General features: G+C 74.2%; 11 protein-coding genes. 3 read left to right on the plus strand and 8 right to left on the minus strand.

The features are described from left to right. Positions 1 to 731 precede the first annotated feature (731 nt). Together UK12_RS41165 and UK12_RS11740 are read right to left on the minus strand one after the other, a co-directional pair. The gene (locus UK12_RS41165; protein WP_045302633.1) at positions 732 to 1,568 is read right to left on the minus strand and encodes a phytanoyl-CoA dioxygenase family protein; all 837 of its coding nucleotides are present in this window, start codon (positions 1,566 to 1,568) and stop codon (positions 732 to 734) included. After that, positions 1,565 to 3,565, minus strand: a complete 2,001-nt coding sequence (locus UK12_RS11740) for a DegT/DnrJ/EryC1/StrS family aminotransferase (protein WP_045302634.1) — start codon at positions 3,563 to 3,565, stop codon at positions 1,565 to 1,567. The genes UK12_RS41165 and UK12_RS11740 overlap by 4 nt, the downstream gene beginning before the upstream one ends. Positions 3,566 to 3,794: 229 nt before the next feature. Here UK12_RS11740 and UK12_RS36520 point away from each other — a divergent pair, with 229 nt between their 5' ends. Then, on the plus strand, positions 3,795 to 4,736 hold the full coding sequence (locus UK12_RS36520) for a Gfo/Idh/MocA family protein (protein ID WP_052681811.1): 942 nt from the start codon (positions 3,795 to 3,797) through the stop codon (positions 4,734 to 4,736). Positions 4,737 to 4,895: 159 nt separating this feature from the next. Continuing rightward, positions 4,896 to 6,860 (plus strand): AfsR/SARP family transcriptional regulator, encoded by a 1,965-nt coding sequence (locus UK12_RS11750; RefSeq protein ID WP_052681812.1) that lies wholly within the window; start codon positions 4,896 to 4,898, stop codon positions 6,858 to 6,860. A gap of 80 nt (positions 6,861 to 6,940) precedes the next feature. Here UK12_RS11750 and UK12_RS11755 read toward each other — a convergent pair whose 3' ends face one another. The 6 genes from UK12_RS11755 to UK12_RS11780 form a co-directional block, all read right to left on the minus strand. Further along, positions 6,941 to 7,924, minus strand: a complete 984-nt coding sequence (locus tag UK12_RS11755; protein WP_045302636.1) for an NAD-dependent epimerase/dehydratase family protein — start codon at positions 7,922 to 7,924, stop codon at positions 6,941 to 6,943. Beyond that, entirely contained in the window at positions 7,921 to 9,345 is a 1,425-nt protein-coding gene (locus tag UK12_RS11760) for a glycosyltransferase family 2 protein (RefSeq protein WP_045302648.1), read from the minus strand. The genes UK12_RS11755 and UK12_RS11760 overlap by 4 nt, the downstream gene beginning before the upstream one ends. Before the next feature lie 114 nt (positions 9,346 to 9,459). Next, positions 9,460 to 10,149, minus strand: coding sequence for a PIG-L deacetylase family protein (locus UK12_RS11765; protein ID WP_197084767.1), 690 nt, complete (start codon positions 10,147 to 10,149; stop codon positions 9,460 to 9,462). Next, positions 10,133 to 12,097: a hypothetical protein gene (locus tag UK12_RS41170; RefSeq protein ID WP_197084768.1), complete on the minus strand. Its 1,965-nt coding sequence runs from the start codon at positions 12,095 to 12,097 to the stop codon at positions 10,133 to 10,135. The genes UK12_RS11765 and UK12_RS41170 overlap by 17 nt, the downstream gene beginning before the upstream one ends. A 38-nt stretch (positions 12,098 to 12,135) precedes the next feature. Further along, complete coding sequence (locus UK12_RS11775) at positions 12,136 to 13,449, minus strand: hypothetical protein (RefSeq protein ID WP_045302654.1); 1,314 nt, start codon at positions 13,447 to 13,449, stop codon at positions 12,136 to 12,138. Further along, positions 13,446 to 14,603 (minus strand): DegT/DnrJ/EryC1/StrS family aminotransferase, encoded by a 1,158-nt coding sequence (locus tag UK12_RS11780; RefSeq protein ID WP_045302655.1) that lies wholly within the window; start codon positions 14,601 to 14,603, stop codon positions 13,446 to 13,448. The genes UK12_RS11775 and UK12_RS11780 overlap by 4 nt, the downstream gene beginning before the upstream one ends. Before the next feature lie 211 nt (positions 14,604 to 14,814). Between UK12_RS11780 and UK12_RS11785 the strand changes: the two genes are divergently transcribed. Beyond that, positions 14,815 to 15,849 carry a thioesterase domain-containing protein gene (locus UK12_RS11785; RefSeq protein ID WP_045302656.1) on the plus strand — a complete coding sequence of 345 codons (1,035 nt, stop codon included), beginning with the start codon at positions 14,815 to 14,817 and terminating at the stop codon, positions 15,847 to 15,849. The last annotated feature ends 2 nt before the right edge of the window (positions 15,850 to 15,851 follow it).

Here is a 15,851-nt window from a genome sequence, read left to right on the forward strand (position 1 = left end):
CGCCCCCAGTGACACGGCGGCGCTCCGCACCGCCGGGACTCAGGAAGCGATTCCTCCCGGGCGTGAACGCCCGGGGTTCCTCGCTAGATCATGCTGAACGAGGTCCCACCGGCGGTCCCGAAGGCCGCCGCCAGGGATGAACCCTGGCCGCGTCTCGGGGACGCTCGCGTTTCGCGGAGAGGCGGGCCCAGCCGTCAGCGGCTGGACCCGCCCTGACCGGCCGGCCCAAGGATGCCCGCACACCGGCTCAACGACACCCCGACCGGCCGGTTCCGCGCCGTTCGGCCGCCGGGGGTTACTGCTCGTCCTGGTCGTCGTCCACCGCGGCCGGGTCGCGCAGCGGACGCAGGGCCCCCTCGGGCTGGGAGGGAGTGAAGGCGTACCGGCCCAGGCCAGCGCGGGCACGGCCGCCAGCCCGGCCGAGGCCAGCGCCTCGACATCCTCGCCCGCCCGCGGGCTCTCCGCCACGTCGCCCGGCTGATGCCAAGGTCAGCGGCGAGGTCGTGGACCTCTACCTCGCCGCCGCTCTCGTCACGCTCCGCATGCTGATCCGACGCTCAAGGTCATCGCGCACCTCCCTGACGAACTCGCCGTTCCGTTCAGAGAGTTGCGCGATGGCTGCCCGATGACCCGGGGCTACTCCAGGATCCCTGCTGCACCACTCCACCGGACGCCATCCAGACCTACCGTCCGGGCCGACACCCAGCAGCTCGGCAGCGCTCGGGCCCTCGTCAGTCGGCCGCCGCGGCGCCGTCCACCCGGATCAGGCCGAGATCGGCCATGGCCTCCGCAAAAGCCGGGCCGTCCGTCTTGCTCCAGTCGGGGTCGTAGTAGGGGAACCGCTCGGCATCGTACTCGTGGCCGGCCTGCAGGAAGAGGTCGATGTAGTCGTGGGCGGCCCGCCGCTCGGCTTCGGTCTCCGGGACGGCGACGTACGAGACGCTCCACTGGGCCCGGAGCCTTCCGAACAGGGACGCGTGCCAGAGTCGCACGTCGAACACGATGAGGTCGCCCGGACGGCAGTCCAGGCTCGTCCCCGGCCACCAGTCGGCCTCACCGGCTTCGTCCAGGGGGCTGTCCAACGGCCAGGCCGCCCGGTAGTCGGTGAGCCGGTCGCTGAACTCGCCGCGGTGGGAGCCCGGAATCACCCGGAGCGCGCCGGAGTCCGCGGTCAGCGCACTGAAGTAGGTGACCATCTTCACCGCGCGCAGCGCGGGAGCAGCGGCGTCCCGATGCCACGGGGAGGCGTCGTTGTAGAGCATCCCCTTGGCCGGCTTGGGCATGACCGGGCCGTCGAGCAGGGCCTCGCCGAGCTCGACCAGACGCGGGCCGGCGACGAGGCGCCGGCTCGTGGCGCTGCCCTCCCCCATCAGCGGCAGGTAGTAGCCCATGGAGCCGGTGACCACGTCGGGGATCTCGGTGGGCAGGTCGTAGGCACTGGCGAGCTGCGCCCTCACCTCCGCTTCGAGGGAGGCGACGGTTCCGGCGTCGAAGAAGCCTTCCAGCCTGAGGAAGCCGAACTGCCGGAAGGAGGAGAGCTGGCGGGGGGAGAGGACGTACTGGGTCACGATGCCACCTCTGCTGTCACGACCGATGCGGCCGACGTGGACGGTGCGGCCGACGTCGCGCCCGGCACGGGCGATTCCGGCGTTCGGTACTCCGGGGTGGACATGCCGCCCAGCCGGTACCGCAGGGTCGGCATCCCGGTGCATCCGACGGGGATGTCCAGCCGGTGGATCTGCTCCAGCAGGATGTCGTCCTCGCCGACCCGGGCCTGTATCTCCGCTTCGCTCCGGGTGCGCCGGAAGGTCAGCAGGCGCAGCAGATCGCGGCGCAGCAGCCACGCCCCCATGTCGACCATGCCGTTCAGGCCCGCCCCGGGGATCACGGCGCGGTCCCGGACGACCGGGCTGCCGGGTTCCAGCACCCGGACCGCGGACAGGTGCTCGAACAGCTCGGCGGCGGCCTCCGAGGGCGGCAGCCAGGGGAAGCGGTCCACGGTGGCGGGCGAGCCGGAACGGTCGATCAAGGTCCGCCAGGAATGCGCCGCCGGATAGCCCGCGTCGGCGACGGCCAGCAGGGTGGACAGGTGGTCGGGCTCCCATTCGTTGTCGTCGTCGAGGAAGGCGACGAAGTCCCCGGTGCACCCGGCGGCCGCCAGCTCCCGGAGCGCCGCGATCCGCGCGAAGGGCTCGTCCGGCAGCACGCCGTCGGCGCCCAGGGTGACCACGGCACAGCCCGTGTCCGCGACGGCCGCCGGGACCTGGTCCGCGTCCACCCACACCGTCAGCCTGACGTCGGCTTCGACGTCCTGCTTCGCCACGCCGGCCAGGGCGGCTTCCAGGGTGTCCCGCTCTCCCCTGGTGACCATGACGACCTCGATGGTCGGACGGTCCTGCGGCAGTGCGGGCCTACCAGCGGCCGGTTCCCGGTCGAGTGCCCGGAGCGTGGCCGCCAGATCGACCAGCCGGGACTCGTCGGCGAGGAAGGCGTGGTGCGGCACCACCACGTATTCACGGTGCCAGGTCCGGGAGTGGGGCAGCGCTGCGTCGGGGGCCCGCAGGGCGGCGTACTGCTTGATGGTCTCCGGCAGGTACAGCGGCCCTTCGACGACCGGCGGGTACACCGAGTCGAGGATCAGGCCGGTCTGCGCCTCCACGGCCGCGATCACCTCGGCCGGGCTGCCGACACCGGCCGGGACGCGCACCGCGACGCCGTAGAACGATCCGCCGGCGACGGCGCTCCGGTCGGCGGCCATCGACCACCGGCTCCCGTCTAGGGCCCCGGCCAGGATCGCGGCTCCCTCCGCACGGCGCCGCGCCTGCCGGTCGAACCTGGCCAGCTGGTCGACGAGCAGCGCCGCGGCGAACTCGGGCGGCGAGTGGTTGGCCCCGTGGAGCAGGTGCGCCGGTTCCAGCTCGTTGGCAGCGGTGCGCGACACCACGTCGGTGCGCCGGCGCGAGTCCATGACCAGCGACTCCAGCCGGGCGGCCGTCTCCGGGTCGTCGGTGAGGACCGCGCCGCCCTCGCCGCTGGTGATGATCTTCGTGGCCTGGAGACTCAGGATGGAGACGTCGCCCAGCGAGCCGATCCTGCGTCCGTCGGCGGTCGTCCCGAACTGGGTGTGGGAGGCGTCCTCGACCACCGGCACCCCGGGGAACCGGGCCCGGGCCGCATCCACGTCGAAGTGCTGCGCGTACAGATGGATGCCGAGGATCGCCGACGGCGCCTCGGTCAGGGTCGCGAGGTCGCCGCACGGCGATTCGGGGGTGGCGTCGAAGAACACCGGCGTGGCTCCGACCCGCAACACCGAGGTGGCGCAGCTGACCCAGGTGGTCGCGGTCATGGCCACGGTGTCACCGGGCCCGATGCCCAGGGCGTGCAGCGCGGTCACGATCGCGCTCGATCCGCTGGTGACCAGGACGCAGTGCCGGCGGCCGGACATCCGCGCCACGGTGGCCGCGGCGGCGACGTTCTGCGACTTCCAGATGGTCTTGCTGCCGCTGACGGCCAGCCGTCCGCTCTGCAGCGCCCTGATCACCGCCCGCTCGGTGTCCTCGTCCATTTCGGGCCAGCGCGGCCAGCCGGAAACCGTCCGCCCGGGTGACGGAGATGGTGCATTGTTCATCGGCGTCAGGTCCTATCCGTCCGGTGGTGAGCGGAGCCAGTGCACCAGCCACGGATCAACGCCAGATCTACACCGTGTACGCAGGCTGTCGATCCGGCATAGAGATCGCATCCATCGGCGGCTGATTGGCTACGGGAAAAGCCGATTCAGTTTTGGAGTCCTCACGATGAGCACCCAGACCGGCCGACCCCGCATCGCCGTCGTCGGCGGCGGAAGGATCGGCAGCACCCACGCCCGCAATCTCGTCGAGCTCGGAGCCGACGTCACCGTGGTCGAACCCGACCCGGCGCGCGCCGCGGCGCTCTCGGCCGGACTCGGCTGCCGCGTCGTCCCGGACGCGGCCGGGCTGCCCGGTGCGGACGGGGCCGTGGTGTGCACGCCGACCGACACCCATGCAGCCGTGGTCACCGGCCTGCTGCCCCTCGGGATCCCGGTGTTGCTGGAGAAGCCGTGCACGGCGCAGCCGGAGGCCAGCGCACGCCTCGGCGCGCTCGCCGACGCGGCCGGGGTGCCCCTGCGGATCGGCTTCCAACGCCGGTTCTCCCCGGAGTACGCCGCGCTGCGACGGGAGTGCCGCGCCCGGCCCGGCCAGTTCGAATTCGCCGTGTTCACCAGCTTGGACGGGGCCGCGCCGCCCCAGGGGTACCAGGTCGCCGGCGGCAGCCTCGCCTTCGACCTGCAGATCCACGACATCGACCTGGTCCTGTGGCTCTTCGGGTCCGAGGTCGTCGAGGTCTCGGCGTCGCAGAGTGCCGCCGGCGCGGCGGCCGACCTCCTGGTGACCACGTTGACGCTGGCCTGCGGGACGGTGTGCTCCGTGGTGAGCAAGCGGGCCAGTCCGGGCGGCTGCCAGGCCTATGCCGAGCTCATCGGCTCCCGCACGCTGCTGGACACCCGGCCGCTCACCGCTCCGGGCCCGCACCCCGACTTCCGGTCCCGGTTCGCCGCGGCGTACCGCGCCGAGATGGCGGCGTTCCTCGCGTTCGTCCAGGGCGGGCCGGACGAACTGCCGCACTGGCGGGACGCGGTGGCCGCGGAGACGGTCTGCGCCCGGATCGACGAGGCGCTCAGTCCGGCGGGCGCCTACGCCGGGGCGTCCGTTGGCTGAGCGCGGATCGGGCCGCCGCGAGGGCCCCTGCGGCCGCGCGGCCCGGCTCGCGCCGACCGATCCGCCGCACACCCGCTCGCAGGCCGGCGCGGGTGCCGGATGACAGCACCGGGTAGCGCCGCGGAATCCCGCGGCTTGGACGCACGACCGGGACGGGACATGTCCGAGGGCCCCTTCACGTACGACATCATGGGACCGATCCGCGCCGGTCTGGACGGCGCCCCGCTCCCCCTGGGCGGCCCGCAGCAGTGCGCCGTGCTCACGCTGCTGCTGATCCGGGCCGGCGAGTCGGTCCCGCTCCACGAGATCAGCGACCTGCTCTGGCAGGACGACCCGCCGGCCACCGCGGCGAACGTCGTCCACCACCACATCAGCGCGCTGCGGCGCATGCTCGAACCGGAGCTGGGCCGGCGCGACGCCGGACGCTGGCTGCTGCGCAGCAGCGTCGGCTACCGGCTGGACGTCGATCCGGGCTCCGTCGACCTGCACGTGTTCCGCCGGCTCGTCGAACGCGGCCGCGACCGCGCCGCCCGGTCCGACTGGGAGCAGGCGGCGAGCCTGTACAGCGAGGCGCTCGCGCTGCGGCGGGGCGCCGTGGGCACCGGCTGCCCGCAGAGCGTCGTCGACACCCCCTTGTTCCAGGCCGCCGAGAACGAGTACGCCAAGGCGGTGGTGGAGGCCGCGCGGATCCACCACCGGATCGGCCGCGGGCACTGGATGCTCCCCCTGCTCCGGCTCACCGCGGAGCGCTATCCGCTGGACGAACGGCTCCAGGCCGCCCTGGTCCGCGCGCTCGGGGCGGCCGGCCGCCAGGTCGAGGCGCTCGACATCTACCGGCGGATCCGGACCACGCTCTCGGAGGAGCTGGGCATCGAGCCCGGCGACGCGCTGCGCGCCGCCCAGACCGCGGTGCTGCGGCAGAGCGCTCGCCCGGACACCACCGCGGATCCGGAGGACACCGCGCCCGCGCCGACCACCGCGGACCCGCACCCGGCCCCGGCCCCGGCCCCGGCCCCGGCCCAGCTTCCGCCCGGCCTGCCGGTGTTCGTCGGCCGGGACGAGGGGCTGGCCCGGATCCTGGCCCTCGCAGCCGACGCCTCCGGCCCGGTCGTCGCGACGATGAACGGCATGGCCGGCATCGGGAAGACCGCGCTGGCCGTGCGCGCGGCCCACCTGCTGGCCGAGCGCTTCCCCGACGGGCAGCTCTTCGTGAACCTGCACGGCTTCGACGACTCGGCCGCGCCCCTCGCGCCCGCCGACGCGCTGCGCTGCCTGCTCGAATGCCTCGGCCAGCCGGCCGGGGACCTGCCCTCGACCCTTCCGGGTCTGACCGGCAGGTACCGCAGCCTGCTGGCCGACCGCAGGGTCCTGATCGTGCTCGACAACGCCAGGGACGCGCAGCAGGTCCAGCCGTTGCTGCCGTCGGCGCCCGGCTGCATGGCCCTCGTCACGAGCCGCAACGTGCTCGAACAGCTGCTGGTCACCCACCACGCCCATCCGGTGTCCGTGCCGCCGTTCAGCGTGGGAGAGGGCCGTGCCGTCCTCGAGCGGCACCTCGGGCCGTCCCGGACGGCCGGTCGGGCGCGGGCCCTGGAGGCGATCGTCGAGTCCTGCGGCGGGGTGCCGATCGCCCTGGCGGTCGCGGCCGCGCGCGCGTCGTTGAACCCGGGCCGGCCGCTGGAGTCGATCGCGGGAGAGCTGCGGACGGCGGCGAACAGCCTCGACGCCTTCTTCTCCCCCGACCCCGACCTCGACCTGCGCCGCGCCCTGACCTGCTCGTACCGGGTGCTCGACGACGCGACGGCCCGGCTCTTCCGGCGCCTGGGCGAGGGCGCGGTCCGCCGCATCCGGGTCGAGGCCGCGGCCGCGCTCGCCGGGTTGCCGCTGGGCCGCTGCCGGCAGCTGCTGGCCGGCCTGGTCGCCGAGTCCCTGGTCTCCGAGCCGTCGCCGGGCTGCTTCGAGCTGCACCGGTTCGTCGCCGACTACGCGCTCGAAGCCGAGCACCGCGTCGATCCGCCCGCGGCACGGGCCGCGCCGGCGGACTGCGCGGGCGGCCGCGCCTGGCACCGCGCCGCGCCCGCCCGCCGCCCGGCCCACCGGCTGGCGGCCCCGTCGGCCGGTTGACGCCCTACGGCAACCGCCTCTCCCGCGCCCGGCGCCGGCTCGTCCCGGCGCCGGGCGCGGCCGCACGTCGCGCCGGTCCCCTACACGAGCGCCGGCACCGCGCGCTGGTACGCCGCCACGTCGGCGATGATCGTGGCCAGATCGTGGCGCGGCCGGTAGCCGATCTGCGCGAAGGCCTTGGCGCAGTCGGGCGCGCGGCTGGGCACCTCCTCGAAGCCGGGACCGTAGGTCTCGTAGGCCTCCTGGTACTCGACATGCACGATCTCGCTCGACGACCGCGTGACGGCGACGACCCGCCGGGCCAGCTCGGCGATGTCCACCTGTTCGAGGCCGCCCAGGTTGAACGTCCCGCCGTGGGCGGTCCCGTCCTCCAGCAGCGCGACGAGCGCCGGGACGATGTCGAGCACGTGGCAGAAGCAGCGCCGCTGCCCCCCGCCGCCGTAGACCGTCAGCGGCTCGCCCGCCAGCGCCTGGCCGACGAACCGCGGTACGACCATGCCGTAGCGCCCGGTCTGCCGCGGCCCGACCGTGTTGAACAGCCGCACCGTGACCGCCCGCAGCGCGTGCTTGGCCACGTAGCCGTGGGTCAGCGACTCCGCGACCGCCTTGGCCTCCGCATACGTCCAGCGGCTCAGCTGGGGCGGGCCCAGGATCTGGTCGTCCTGCTCGGTCAGCCGCGGCTTGCTGTTCTTGCCGTACACCTCGCTGCTCGACGCCATCAGGATCGGCACGTCGTGTTCGTGCGCGGCGGCGAGGACGTTCTCGGCGCCGCGGATGTTGGTCCGCAGTCCGCCGAGCGGGTCCTCCAGGATGTTGAACACCCCGACCAGGGCGCCGAGGTGGAACACCCGGTCGACCGTGGCGACCTCGCGTCGCACCAGTGCCTCGTCGCAGACGGAGCCGGTGACGGTGCGCAGGCGCGGGTGCCTGCGCACCGACGCCAGATTGTCCAGGCTCCCGGTGGTCAGGTTGTCGAGGACGACGACTTCGTCCCCGGCCGCCAGCAGGTGTTCGGTCAGGTGGGAGCCGATAAATCCGGCTCCTCCGGTCACGAGGCTTCTCATCGCGGTACGCCTTCCTCACCCGCGGGCATGCCCACATCGGTCAGTTCGGTCATCGGCCAGGGAACCGGTGTGCAGCGGAACGCCGCCGGCCCGGGAGTGCCGGCCTCGTCCTCGGTCAGGTCGAACTGGTGCAGTTCCCGGCGCAGCGGTGTGGTGAACTCCCAGTACGGGCGGTCGTACGCCGCCAGCGCCTCGCTCAGTTCGGGGTCCGGCGCGGCCACCGGCGCGGTGCTCACGCCGGACAGCACGAACACCTCCCGGCAGACCCGGTCCAGCTCGGCCAGCACCCGGCTGAAGGTGCCGTCCGGGAAGTGGCGCCAGTAGTCGGTGATCACGCCGAGCGCGTAGTGCTTCCCGGCGCCCGGGAGCCTGGTCCCGAGCAGCCGCAGCTGGTGGCCCGGGCCGCCGGGCGGCAGGTCGGCCGGGTAGCACACGGTGTCCGGGGCGGGCAGGCCCGCCGGCCAGCCCTGCGGCGCGCCGACCAGCAGGACGGGGCCGTCCGCGTCCGTGATCCGGCGGGTCAGCCCGTCCAGGGCGGCCAGGCGGCCGCAGTCCGCGGTCGCGGCGTCCAGGTGGTCGGAGAACCGTTCCAGCGCGGGGATCAGGTCGCGGGAGTGGGCGATGTCGTAGCTGCACACCGCCTCGACGTCCAGGCTCGGGTATGCGCGCACCAGGATGTGTTCGTTGCGCCGGTCGCGCACCACCTCGCGATTGCGGTCGCGCTCGTGCGGCTGGTGCAGGGTGATCGCCGCGGGGGCGAAGACCGTGGGCAGGCCGGCCCGGGCGAGCCGGCAGCCGAGTTCGATGTCCTCGATGCCCTTGACCTCGAACCGGGTGTCGAATCCGCCGACGAGGTCGAAGAACGACTTGGGCACGCCGGTGTTGAGCGTCCAGAAGAACGCCCAGTCGGCCGGGCGGGGCCGGGCCAGCAGCTCGGTGAGGGGATCGTGCAGCGAAGGGGTCCGGGCCAGCCGGGCGAAGACGGCGTCCGGATCGGCGAAGTCCCAGTCCGCTCCGTGCTTCAGCCGCCACTGAGCCGGGGTCAGTTCGCGCCCGGCGCCGTATCCGCAGACCGCGACCGGGCCGTCGGCCTGGGCGTCGAGGTGGGCGCGCAGCAGGTCCGGGTGGCACAGGCAGTCGGCGTCGAGCAGGACCAGCAGCCCGCCGCGCGCCGCCGCCGCGCCCGTGTTGCGGGCCGCGCCCGCGCCCCGGGCGCGCTCGTGCCGCAACAGCCTGATCCGGTCGCCGTCGGCGAACTGCGCGACGGTCTCGCCGACCGGCTCGGTGGAGCCGTCGTCCACCACGATGATCTCGAACGCGCCCGGGTCCAGGGTCTGCCGCTGCAGGCTGGCGAGGCAGTGCTGCAGGGCTCGCGTCCGGTTGTGGGCGGGGATGACGACGGTGAGTTCGGGTTCTGCCATGCCTGGGGTTCCTTCCGGTCGGGGCCGTCGGCTCCTCTCGGAGCCGGTCGGCGGCGTGGGCCGGGCCGTGCGTGCTGGGCACGGCACCGGCCCGGGCGCGGATGGGGACAGCCCCTAGAGGACGGTCCGGTGGACTTCGAACGCCTCCGCGTGCCGCACGCCGATCGCGGCGCCGCGCAGGGTGGCGAGCGCTGCGATCGACTCCTCGCTGCGGATGTGCGGGGCGGGCCGGTGCTGGGACCGGTAGGCCCGCATCGCCGCCAGTTTGGCGTCGAGACGGCCGGTGATGTCGGCGTACGCGGTGGACAGCGGCAGCGGCTCGGACGACCACTGGATCTTGGACGACTCGTAGCTCATCACGTGCGGGACGAGCCACTTGCCGAACTGGGAGCCGATCGGCCGGGCCGCGGCGAAGCCGGCGGCGAAGGTGGCCGCGTGGTCCTGGTCGTAGTCCCGGCCGCTGGGCAGCAGCAGCAGGTCCGGGCGGCGCCGGTCCAGCTGCTCCTGGAACTCGTCGACCAGCTCCCGGCGGGGGAGCGTGTCGAGCCGCTCGTTGAGCTGCCGGTCACCGTGGACGACGGTGTAGCTGAAGCCGAGCAGCGCACTGACCTGTTCGATCTCGGCCAGCCGCGCCTGGTAGGTGACCGGCTCGTCCAGCCCGTAGTGCGCCATCCCGTCCACCGACAGGTACACCACGTGCACCTCGCCGCCCGCCGCGGACACCGAGGACAGCAGCCCTCCGCAGCCGAGCACCTCGTCGTCCGCGTGCGGCGAGAGCACCAGCACGCTATCGAAATTCCTCAAAGTTCCGGCTCCTTTCCTTGTCGCTGTCAGGGCCCCCGCTGCCGTCGGCGGCGTCGGCGAGCAGCGTTCTGATCGATGTGGTCGACACGAACGGGAGGCCGGCCAGCGCGGCGAGGGGCTCGGGCCCCACGGCGGCGAGCGCAGCCAGGTCCTCGGAGGTGGGCGGCGTGTCCGGCTCGTCGGTCAGCGCGTCCCAGGCGCGCAGCCGGCGCCCGAGCTCGACCACCGGCTCCGGGCCGGGGCCGACCGCCGCGACGGCGTGGGCCCGCAGGGCCGCGGGCGTCTCGGGCGCCCCGGCGGAGAGCGCCCCGACGGCGTGCAGGTGGTCGAGCACGGCAACCAGCTGCCGCCGTGACTCCTCGTCGACCCGCGCGCCGGGGGGCCGGCCGAGCAGCGCGGCCACGTCGTACGGCTCCGGCAGCGCGGCCGGAGCCGCTGCCGGCCGGCGCCGCCAGTACGGCGGGGTGAGGTGGTAGAGCTCCGCGAGGTGCCGGCGCAGGCGCGGCCAGGGGTACTCGTCGAGCACGCTCCGGACCTCGACGGTGTCACCGGGCGGCTCGGGCCGGTGCACCTGGACCTCGTCGCGGGCGGCCAGCACCGTCTGGCCGCTCACCGTGCGGCCGTCGCCGGCCGGCGCCCACGCCCGGGGCGGCGGGTGCCGGTCGGCGGTGACGGTGAGCACGACGTCGGCGGCGAACGCCGCGGCGCGGGTCCACCACTCCGCCGCGTCCAGGCTCGCGTCACCGTGCCGGTACTCGATCGAGTCGCCGGCCCGGCCGACCGACCTGGCGATCTTGAGCGCCGGGTGCGCCAGGCGGCGCTTGAGGTCGTCCCGCAGCTGTCTGATCCGCGTCGCGCCCACGGGCGGCGGCCCGGGCAGCGGCTGGCAGAACCGCGTGCCCCGGTGCGCCTCGGCCCGGATCGAGGTGCCCAGGCGGAAGTGCAGCCACTGCCGGGCCTGGAAGTGGGCCAGGTGGGCGGCGTGCAGGGCGGTGTCGGTGCCGAAGGGCACCCCGACGTGGACGTGGCCACCGGCGCGGGTGCTGGTCCAGCCGCCGCAGCCGCGGATGATCGCGCACACCGCGACGAGGTCCTCGTACGCCTGCGGGGTGTCCCGCAGGATCGGCGAGACGACTTCGCCGTCTCCCTCGGCCTCCTCCAGCTCGACCCGCCAGGTACGGCGGTCCTCGCTGTAGGGCTCGGCGCCGTCGGGCCCGCGCTCGGCGCCGTGCTGCCGCACCCGGGCGTCGCGGGCGAGCCCGCGCTCCCGCAGCAGTGCGGCGATCGCGTCGATCTCCGGGGTGCTGAGCAGCGTTCCGTCCGCCGCCCGGGCGCCCTGGCCGGCGTGGAACTCGATCTCGACGCCGCGGGTGACCAGCCTCCCGACGCCGCCGAGCAGCCGCCGGTACTCGGTCTCCAGCGGCGGCAGCCCGGCCCGCAGCCGGCGGGCCACCCGGTGCGCCGCCTCGTCGAACAGCCGGTGGTCGCCCAGGTAGGAGCAGGCCGGCCGGGCGGGCAGCAGCCGGCGCAGCTGATCGCGCACCTCTGCCGTCGTCATCACGGCCGGCCGGCCCTCGGCCGGCTCCAGATGCGGCGGCAGACCGCGGGGCAGCAGCCGGTCCTGGTGGTCGGCGAACCTGGGGACGGCGCTGGCGTGCGGCGGGTGGGACCGCCACGCGTCGGCCCGTTCGTCGGCGCCGTCCGCCCACTTGAGCCGGACGCCGCCGCGCAGGTCGGCGACGACGTAGCCGGGCGCTGGCACGTGCACGGCTTCACCCAGCCGCGCCGCCAGTTCGGAGGCCCACCCCGGCTCCACACCGGGGGCGACCAGACACACCTCCAGGCCCGCACAGCCGTGCTCGCGGAGCAGCGCGGCCACCTCGTCCGGGGCCGGCAGCGGTGCGCCGTCCCGCAGGGCGACCGTGCACAGGCCTTCGGGCCCGGTCACACCGTGCACCTCGACAGCGGACACCGGGCGCGCCACCGTCACTCCGATCCGCGCAGCACGCCCCAGGTGTGGTGGACACACCTGACTCCGCCGTGGATCCGGACGGTGAACCCGCGCTCCCGGGCCCCCGTGCACAGCAGCCCGTCCCAGCCCATCGTCTCCTCCCAGTCGAACAGCACCGGTGTCTGAGAGACGACGGCGTTGGCCCACACGGTGCAGGCGCCGCCGACGCAGCCCACGTCGAGCGGCTCGTGCGGCAGTTCCTCCCACGGGATCGGCGCGCCCCAGCCGCCCTCGGGCACGGCCTTGCCCCCGCAGACGTAGCGCCCCTCGACCCGGTCCCAGGCCGCGGAGACCGCCGCGAGCGGCGTGCCGCCCGGGCGCGAGTACTCCTCGACGAGCCGGCGCACGGCGTCGGCCGGCGGGTCGATGTCGTCCTCGAGCGTCAGGATCAGGTCCTCCTTGATCCTCGGCAGGACCGAGGCGTAGAGGCGGGCCACGTGCAGGTTCCGCTCCCGCTTCAGGTACCACTCGTCCGGCGACGGCTGGTAGACGGTGCCGTCGACGGTGAAGTCGAGGTGTTCGAGCCCGCGGGCGGCCTGGATCCCGACGCTCGCGGCCCGCAGCCGCTCGGTGAACTCCGGGTCGCGGCTGTTGTCCACCACGTAGAGCGAGGTCCGGGCGGGCAGCTCGGCCTTCAGCAGCACCTCCTCCCACTTGGAAAAGGTGCTCTCACGCCCGGCGTGCAGCGAGACGACGGCCAGCGACCGCTTCTGCCAGGCGTCGGCCGTGGCGTCGGCCTCCGGCCGCGGCAGCTGCGGTGCCGCGAAGCTGACGGCGCGCCAGCCGGCGGCGGTCAGATCCAGGCAGAGCGCGTGGTCGAGCGAGGCGGGCCCGTCGCACCGCTCCGGCCACCAGCCCACCAGCTCGGCGGCGGCACGCCGCCAGACCGAGGCCGGCTCGATGCCGTCGGCCACCCGCAGCGCCCAGAAGTCCCGCTCAGCGTCCTCGCCGCCGGGCGACAGCACCGCGACGTCGGACGGTGCGGAGCGCACAGCCTGCTGAGCGGCCGCGAGCAGACCCGCCGGGACGACCGCGTCGACGAACACCGCCCAGCGGGCGTCGGTCGCGGCCCAGCCCGCGGTGCGGGCCTGCGCCCGGCCCGGCCAGTCGCCGGCCAGCACCGTCCAGCCTTCGGGCGCCTCGCGGGGGGCGGCCGCGCCGAAGCCGAGCAGGACCCGCTCGGCGGGCGCCGGGACCTGGGCGTCGACCGAGGCCAGCACCGCGCCGAGCCCGCCGGGACCGCCGGCGTCCGCCGTGACGATGACGGCGATCTCGGGGGCCGTGGTCACGCCGCGCTCACCCCGTGGTCGGAGAGCACCTTGGCCAGGGCGTCGATGCAGTCCTGGATGTCCTCGGGCTCGGCCGCCGGGTGGACGGGCAGGCAGAACGCCGTGCTCGCGCACAGGTCGGAGTTCGGGCAGGTCTCGTTGGAGGGGTTGCCCGCGAAGATGGGCTGGCGGGTGAGCGGGATCGGGTAGCGGCGCTGCGCGGGGATCCCCGCCTGCTGCAGCTCGGAGACCAGCGTGACGACGTCGAGGACGGACGGGTCGGTGGTGAGCCGCAGGGTGTACTTCCACGGCGCGGCCACCCCGCCGGGCACGACCTTCGGCAGCGAGAGGCCGGGCAGCTGCGCGAGGCCTTCGTCGAGCAGGGCGCCGTTGCGGCGGCGCGCGGCGACGAAGTCGTCGAGCCGGCCCAGCTGCACGAGACCGACGGCCGCCTGCGGCGAGGTCAGCCGGTAGTTGTAGCCGACCACGGCGTGGTGGAACAGCCCGGGGCCGGCCGGCACCAGGCCGTGGTCCCGCAGCGTGCGCAGCGAGGCGGCCAGCTCCGCGTCCGCCGTCAGCAGGGCTCCGCCCTCGCCTCCGGTCGTCATCGTCTTGTCCTGCCAGAAGCTGAAGCAGCCGACGTCGCCGACCGAGCCGACCCGGCGGCCGTCGATCTCGGCGCCGTGGCCCTGGGCGGTGTCCTCGATGAGCTTGATCCCGTGTCGGCGCGCCATCTCCGCCAGCTGCCCGACCGGCGCCGGGTAGCCGTTGAGGTGCACGGCGATGACGGCCCGGGTGCGCTCACTGAGCTTGGCCTCGGCGTCGGCCGGGTCGATGCAGTAGGTGTCCGGGTCGATGTCCACGAAGACGGGGGTGGCGCCGAGGTAGGCCAGGGGCGAGGCGGACCCCACGAAGGTGTAGGCCGGCACCAGGACCTCGTCGCCCGGGCCGATGCCCAGGGCCGCGAGCGCGAGGTGGATGGCGCTGGTGCCGTTGTTCACGGCGATCGCGTGCGGCACCGAATGCCACTGCGCGTATGCCTCTTCGAACTCGGCGACGTGACGGCCGGAGTTCTGCGAGAGCTCGTTGGTCAGCAGGACGGCGGCGGCGGCGTCGACCTCCTGCGGGCCCAGCTGAGGCCAGGACGGGAAGTTCTTCGTACGTACGGCGGACACGTCTCTCCCAGCGGGTTCGAAGGTGAGGAGGGGCCGGTTCGCAGTCGGCTCCGTCCCGGCCGCTGAGCTTAGGCACGGGCACTGGTGACGGAGTGAATGCCGTCTGTCGGCGGCATTCAGAACACGGTCAGAGCTTGATCACTGGACTTCCCTAACGTTCTCGCCAGACATCCGAGAGATTGGCGGCTTCGTGGAGCAGGGACTTGCGCCGGTGCCGGAGGGCCCGCGGCGGCCTTACCGGGACCAGTGGGAAGCGGCGGTCGCCGAGGCCTACGCGGACGAGCTCGGCCTCGCCGACGTCTCGATCGACACCGCGTTCAGCACATCCGGCGACGACGGGGCGGCCGACCGCATCGCCGACCGGCTGTTCGAGACGACCCGAACCCGGCTGCCCCGGGCCGAACTCACCGCCCGCGACACCGTCGAACGGGTCGCCGCGTACCTGCGCGAGCGCGCGCCGTCCGACCGCTGCCTCCAACTGCCGGCCGACTTCGATCCGCACGCTCCCTCGCTGTTCTACTTCCACTCCGCCTCCGGCACGGCGATGGCCGTCAGGACGCTGCGCTCGGTCCTGCCGGTGCAGTCGGTCGGCGTGCGCGCCGCCGGGCTGGAGGGCGAACGCGAGGTGCCCCGCAGCATCGAGGAGTTCGCCTCGATCTACCTGGAGGAGCTGCTGCGGCTGCCGGCGGAGCAGCCGTACCTGCTGTGCGGCTTCTCGACCGGTGGCGCGATCGCGTTCGAGGTCGCCTGCCGACTGCTGGCGGCGGGCCGGCGCGTCGCGATGCTCGCCCTCATCGACAGCCAGCCGCCGGACCCCTCGCTCGCCGCGGGGGTGTCCTCGGAGGAGGTGCTGATCGGCGGCAGGCTGCAGGAGCTGCTCCGCCGGATCGGCGTCGACGTGCCCTACACCATCACGGTCGGGGACGCGGGCGTCGTCAGCAGCCTCAAGGAGGCCCGCGTGCTCGCGGAGACGGTCGGACCGGAGGTCCTGCGGCGCCAGCTGGAGGTCTTCGCCCGCACCCTGCGCGCCGACCGGTTCTACCACCCCGGCTACTACGCCGGAGACCTGCACTACTTCAACGCCCACATCGCCGACGACCTGGTCGGCAACTGGGAGCCCCACGCCCGGCGCGTCATCCGCCACCGCGTCGAGGCCGACCACCACGAGTACTCGATCTTCCCCGACCCGGGATTCCGCACCGCGTTCGTGGACGCGGTCCGCGGCGCCTTGACAGAGAGGCCGTGACA

The sequence above is a fragment of the Saccharothrix sp. ST-888 genome (assembly GCF_000955975.1).
GTDB lineage: Bacteria > Actinomycetota > Actinomycetes > Streptomycetales > Streptomycetaceae > Kitasatospora.

Coding starts and splice junctions, on each gene's coding strand:
- UK12_RS11740 (WP_045302634.1), bottom strand. CDS start 3,565: ATGGACGAGGACACCGAGCGGGCGGTGATCAGGGCGCTGCAGAGCGGA.
- UK12_RS36520 (WP_052681811.1), top strand. CDS start 3,795: ATGAGCACCCAGACCGGCCGACCCCGCATCGCCGTCGTCGGCGGCGGA.
- UK12_RS11750 (WP_052681812.1), top strand. CDS start 4,896: ATGTCCGAGGGCCCCTTCACGTACGACATCATGGGACCGATCCGCGCC.
- UK12_RS11755 (WP_045302636.1), bottom strand. CDS start 7,924: ATGAGAAGCCTCGTGACCGGAGGAGCCGGATTTATCGGCTCCCACCTG.
- UK12_RS11760 (WP_045302648.1), bottom strand. CDS start 9,345: ATGGCAGAACCCGAACTCACCGTCGTCATCCCCGCCCACAACCGGACG.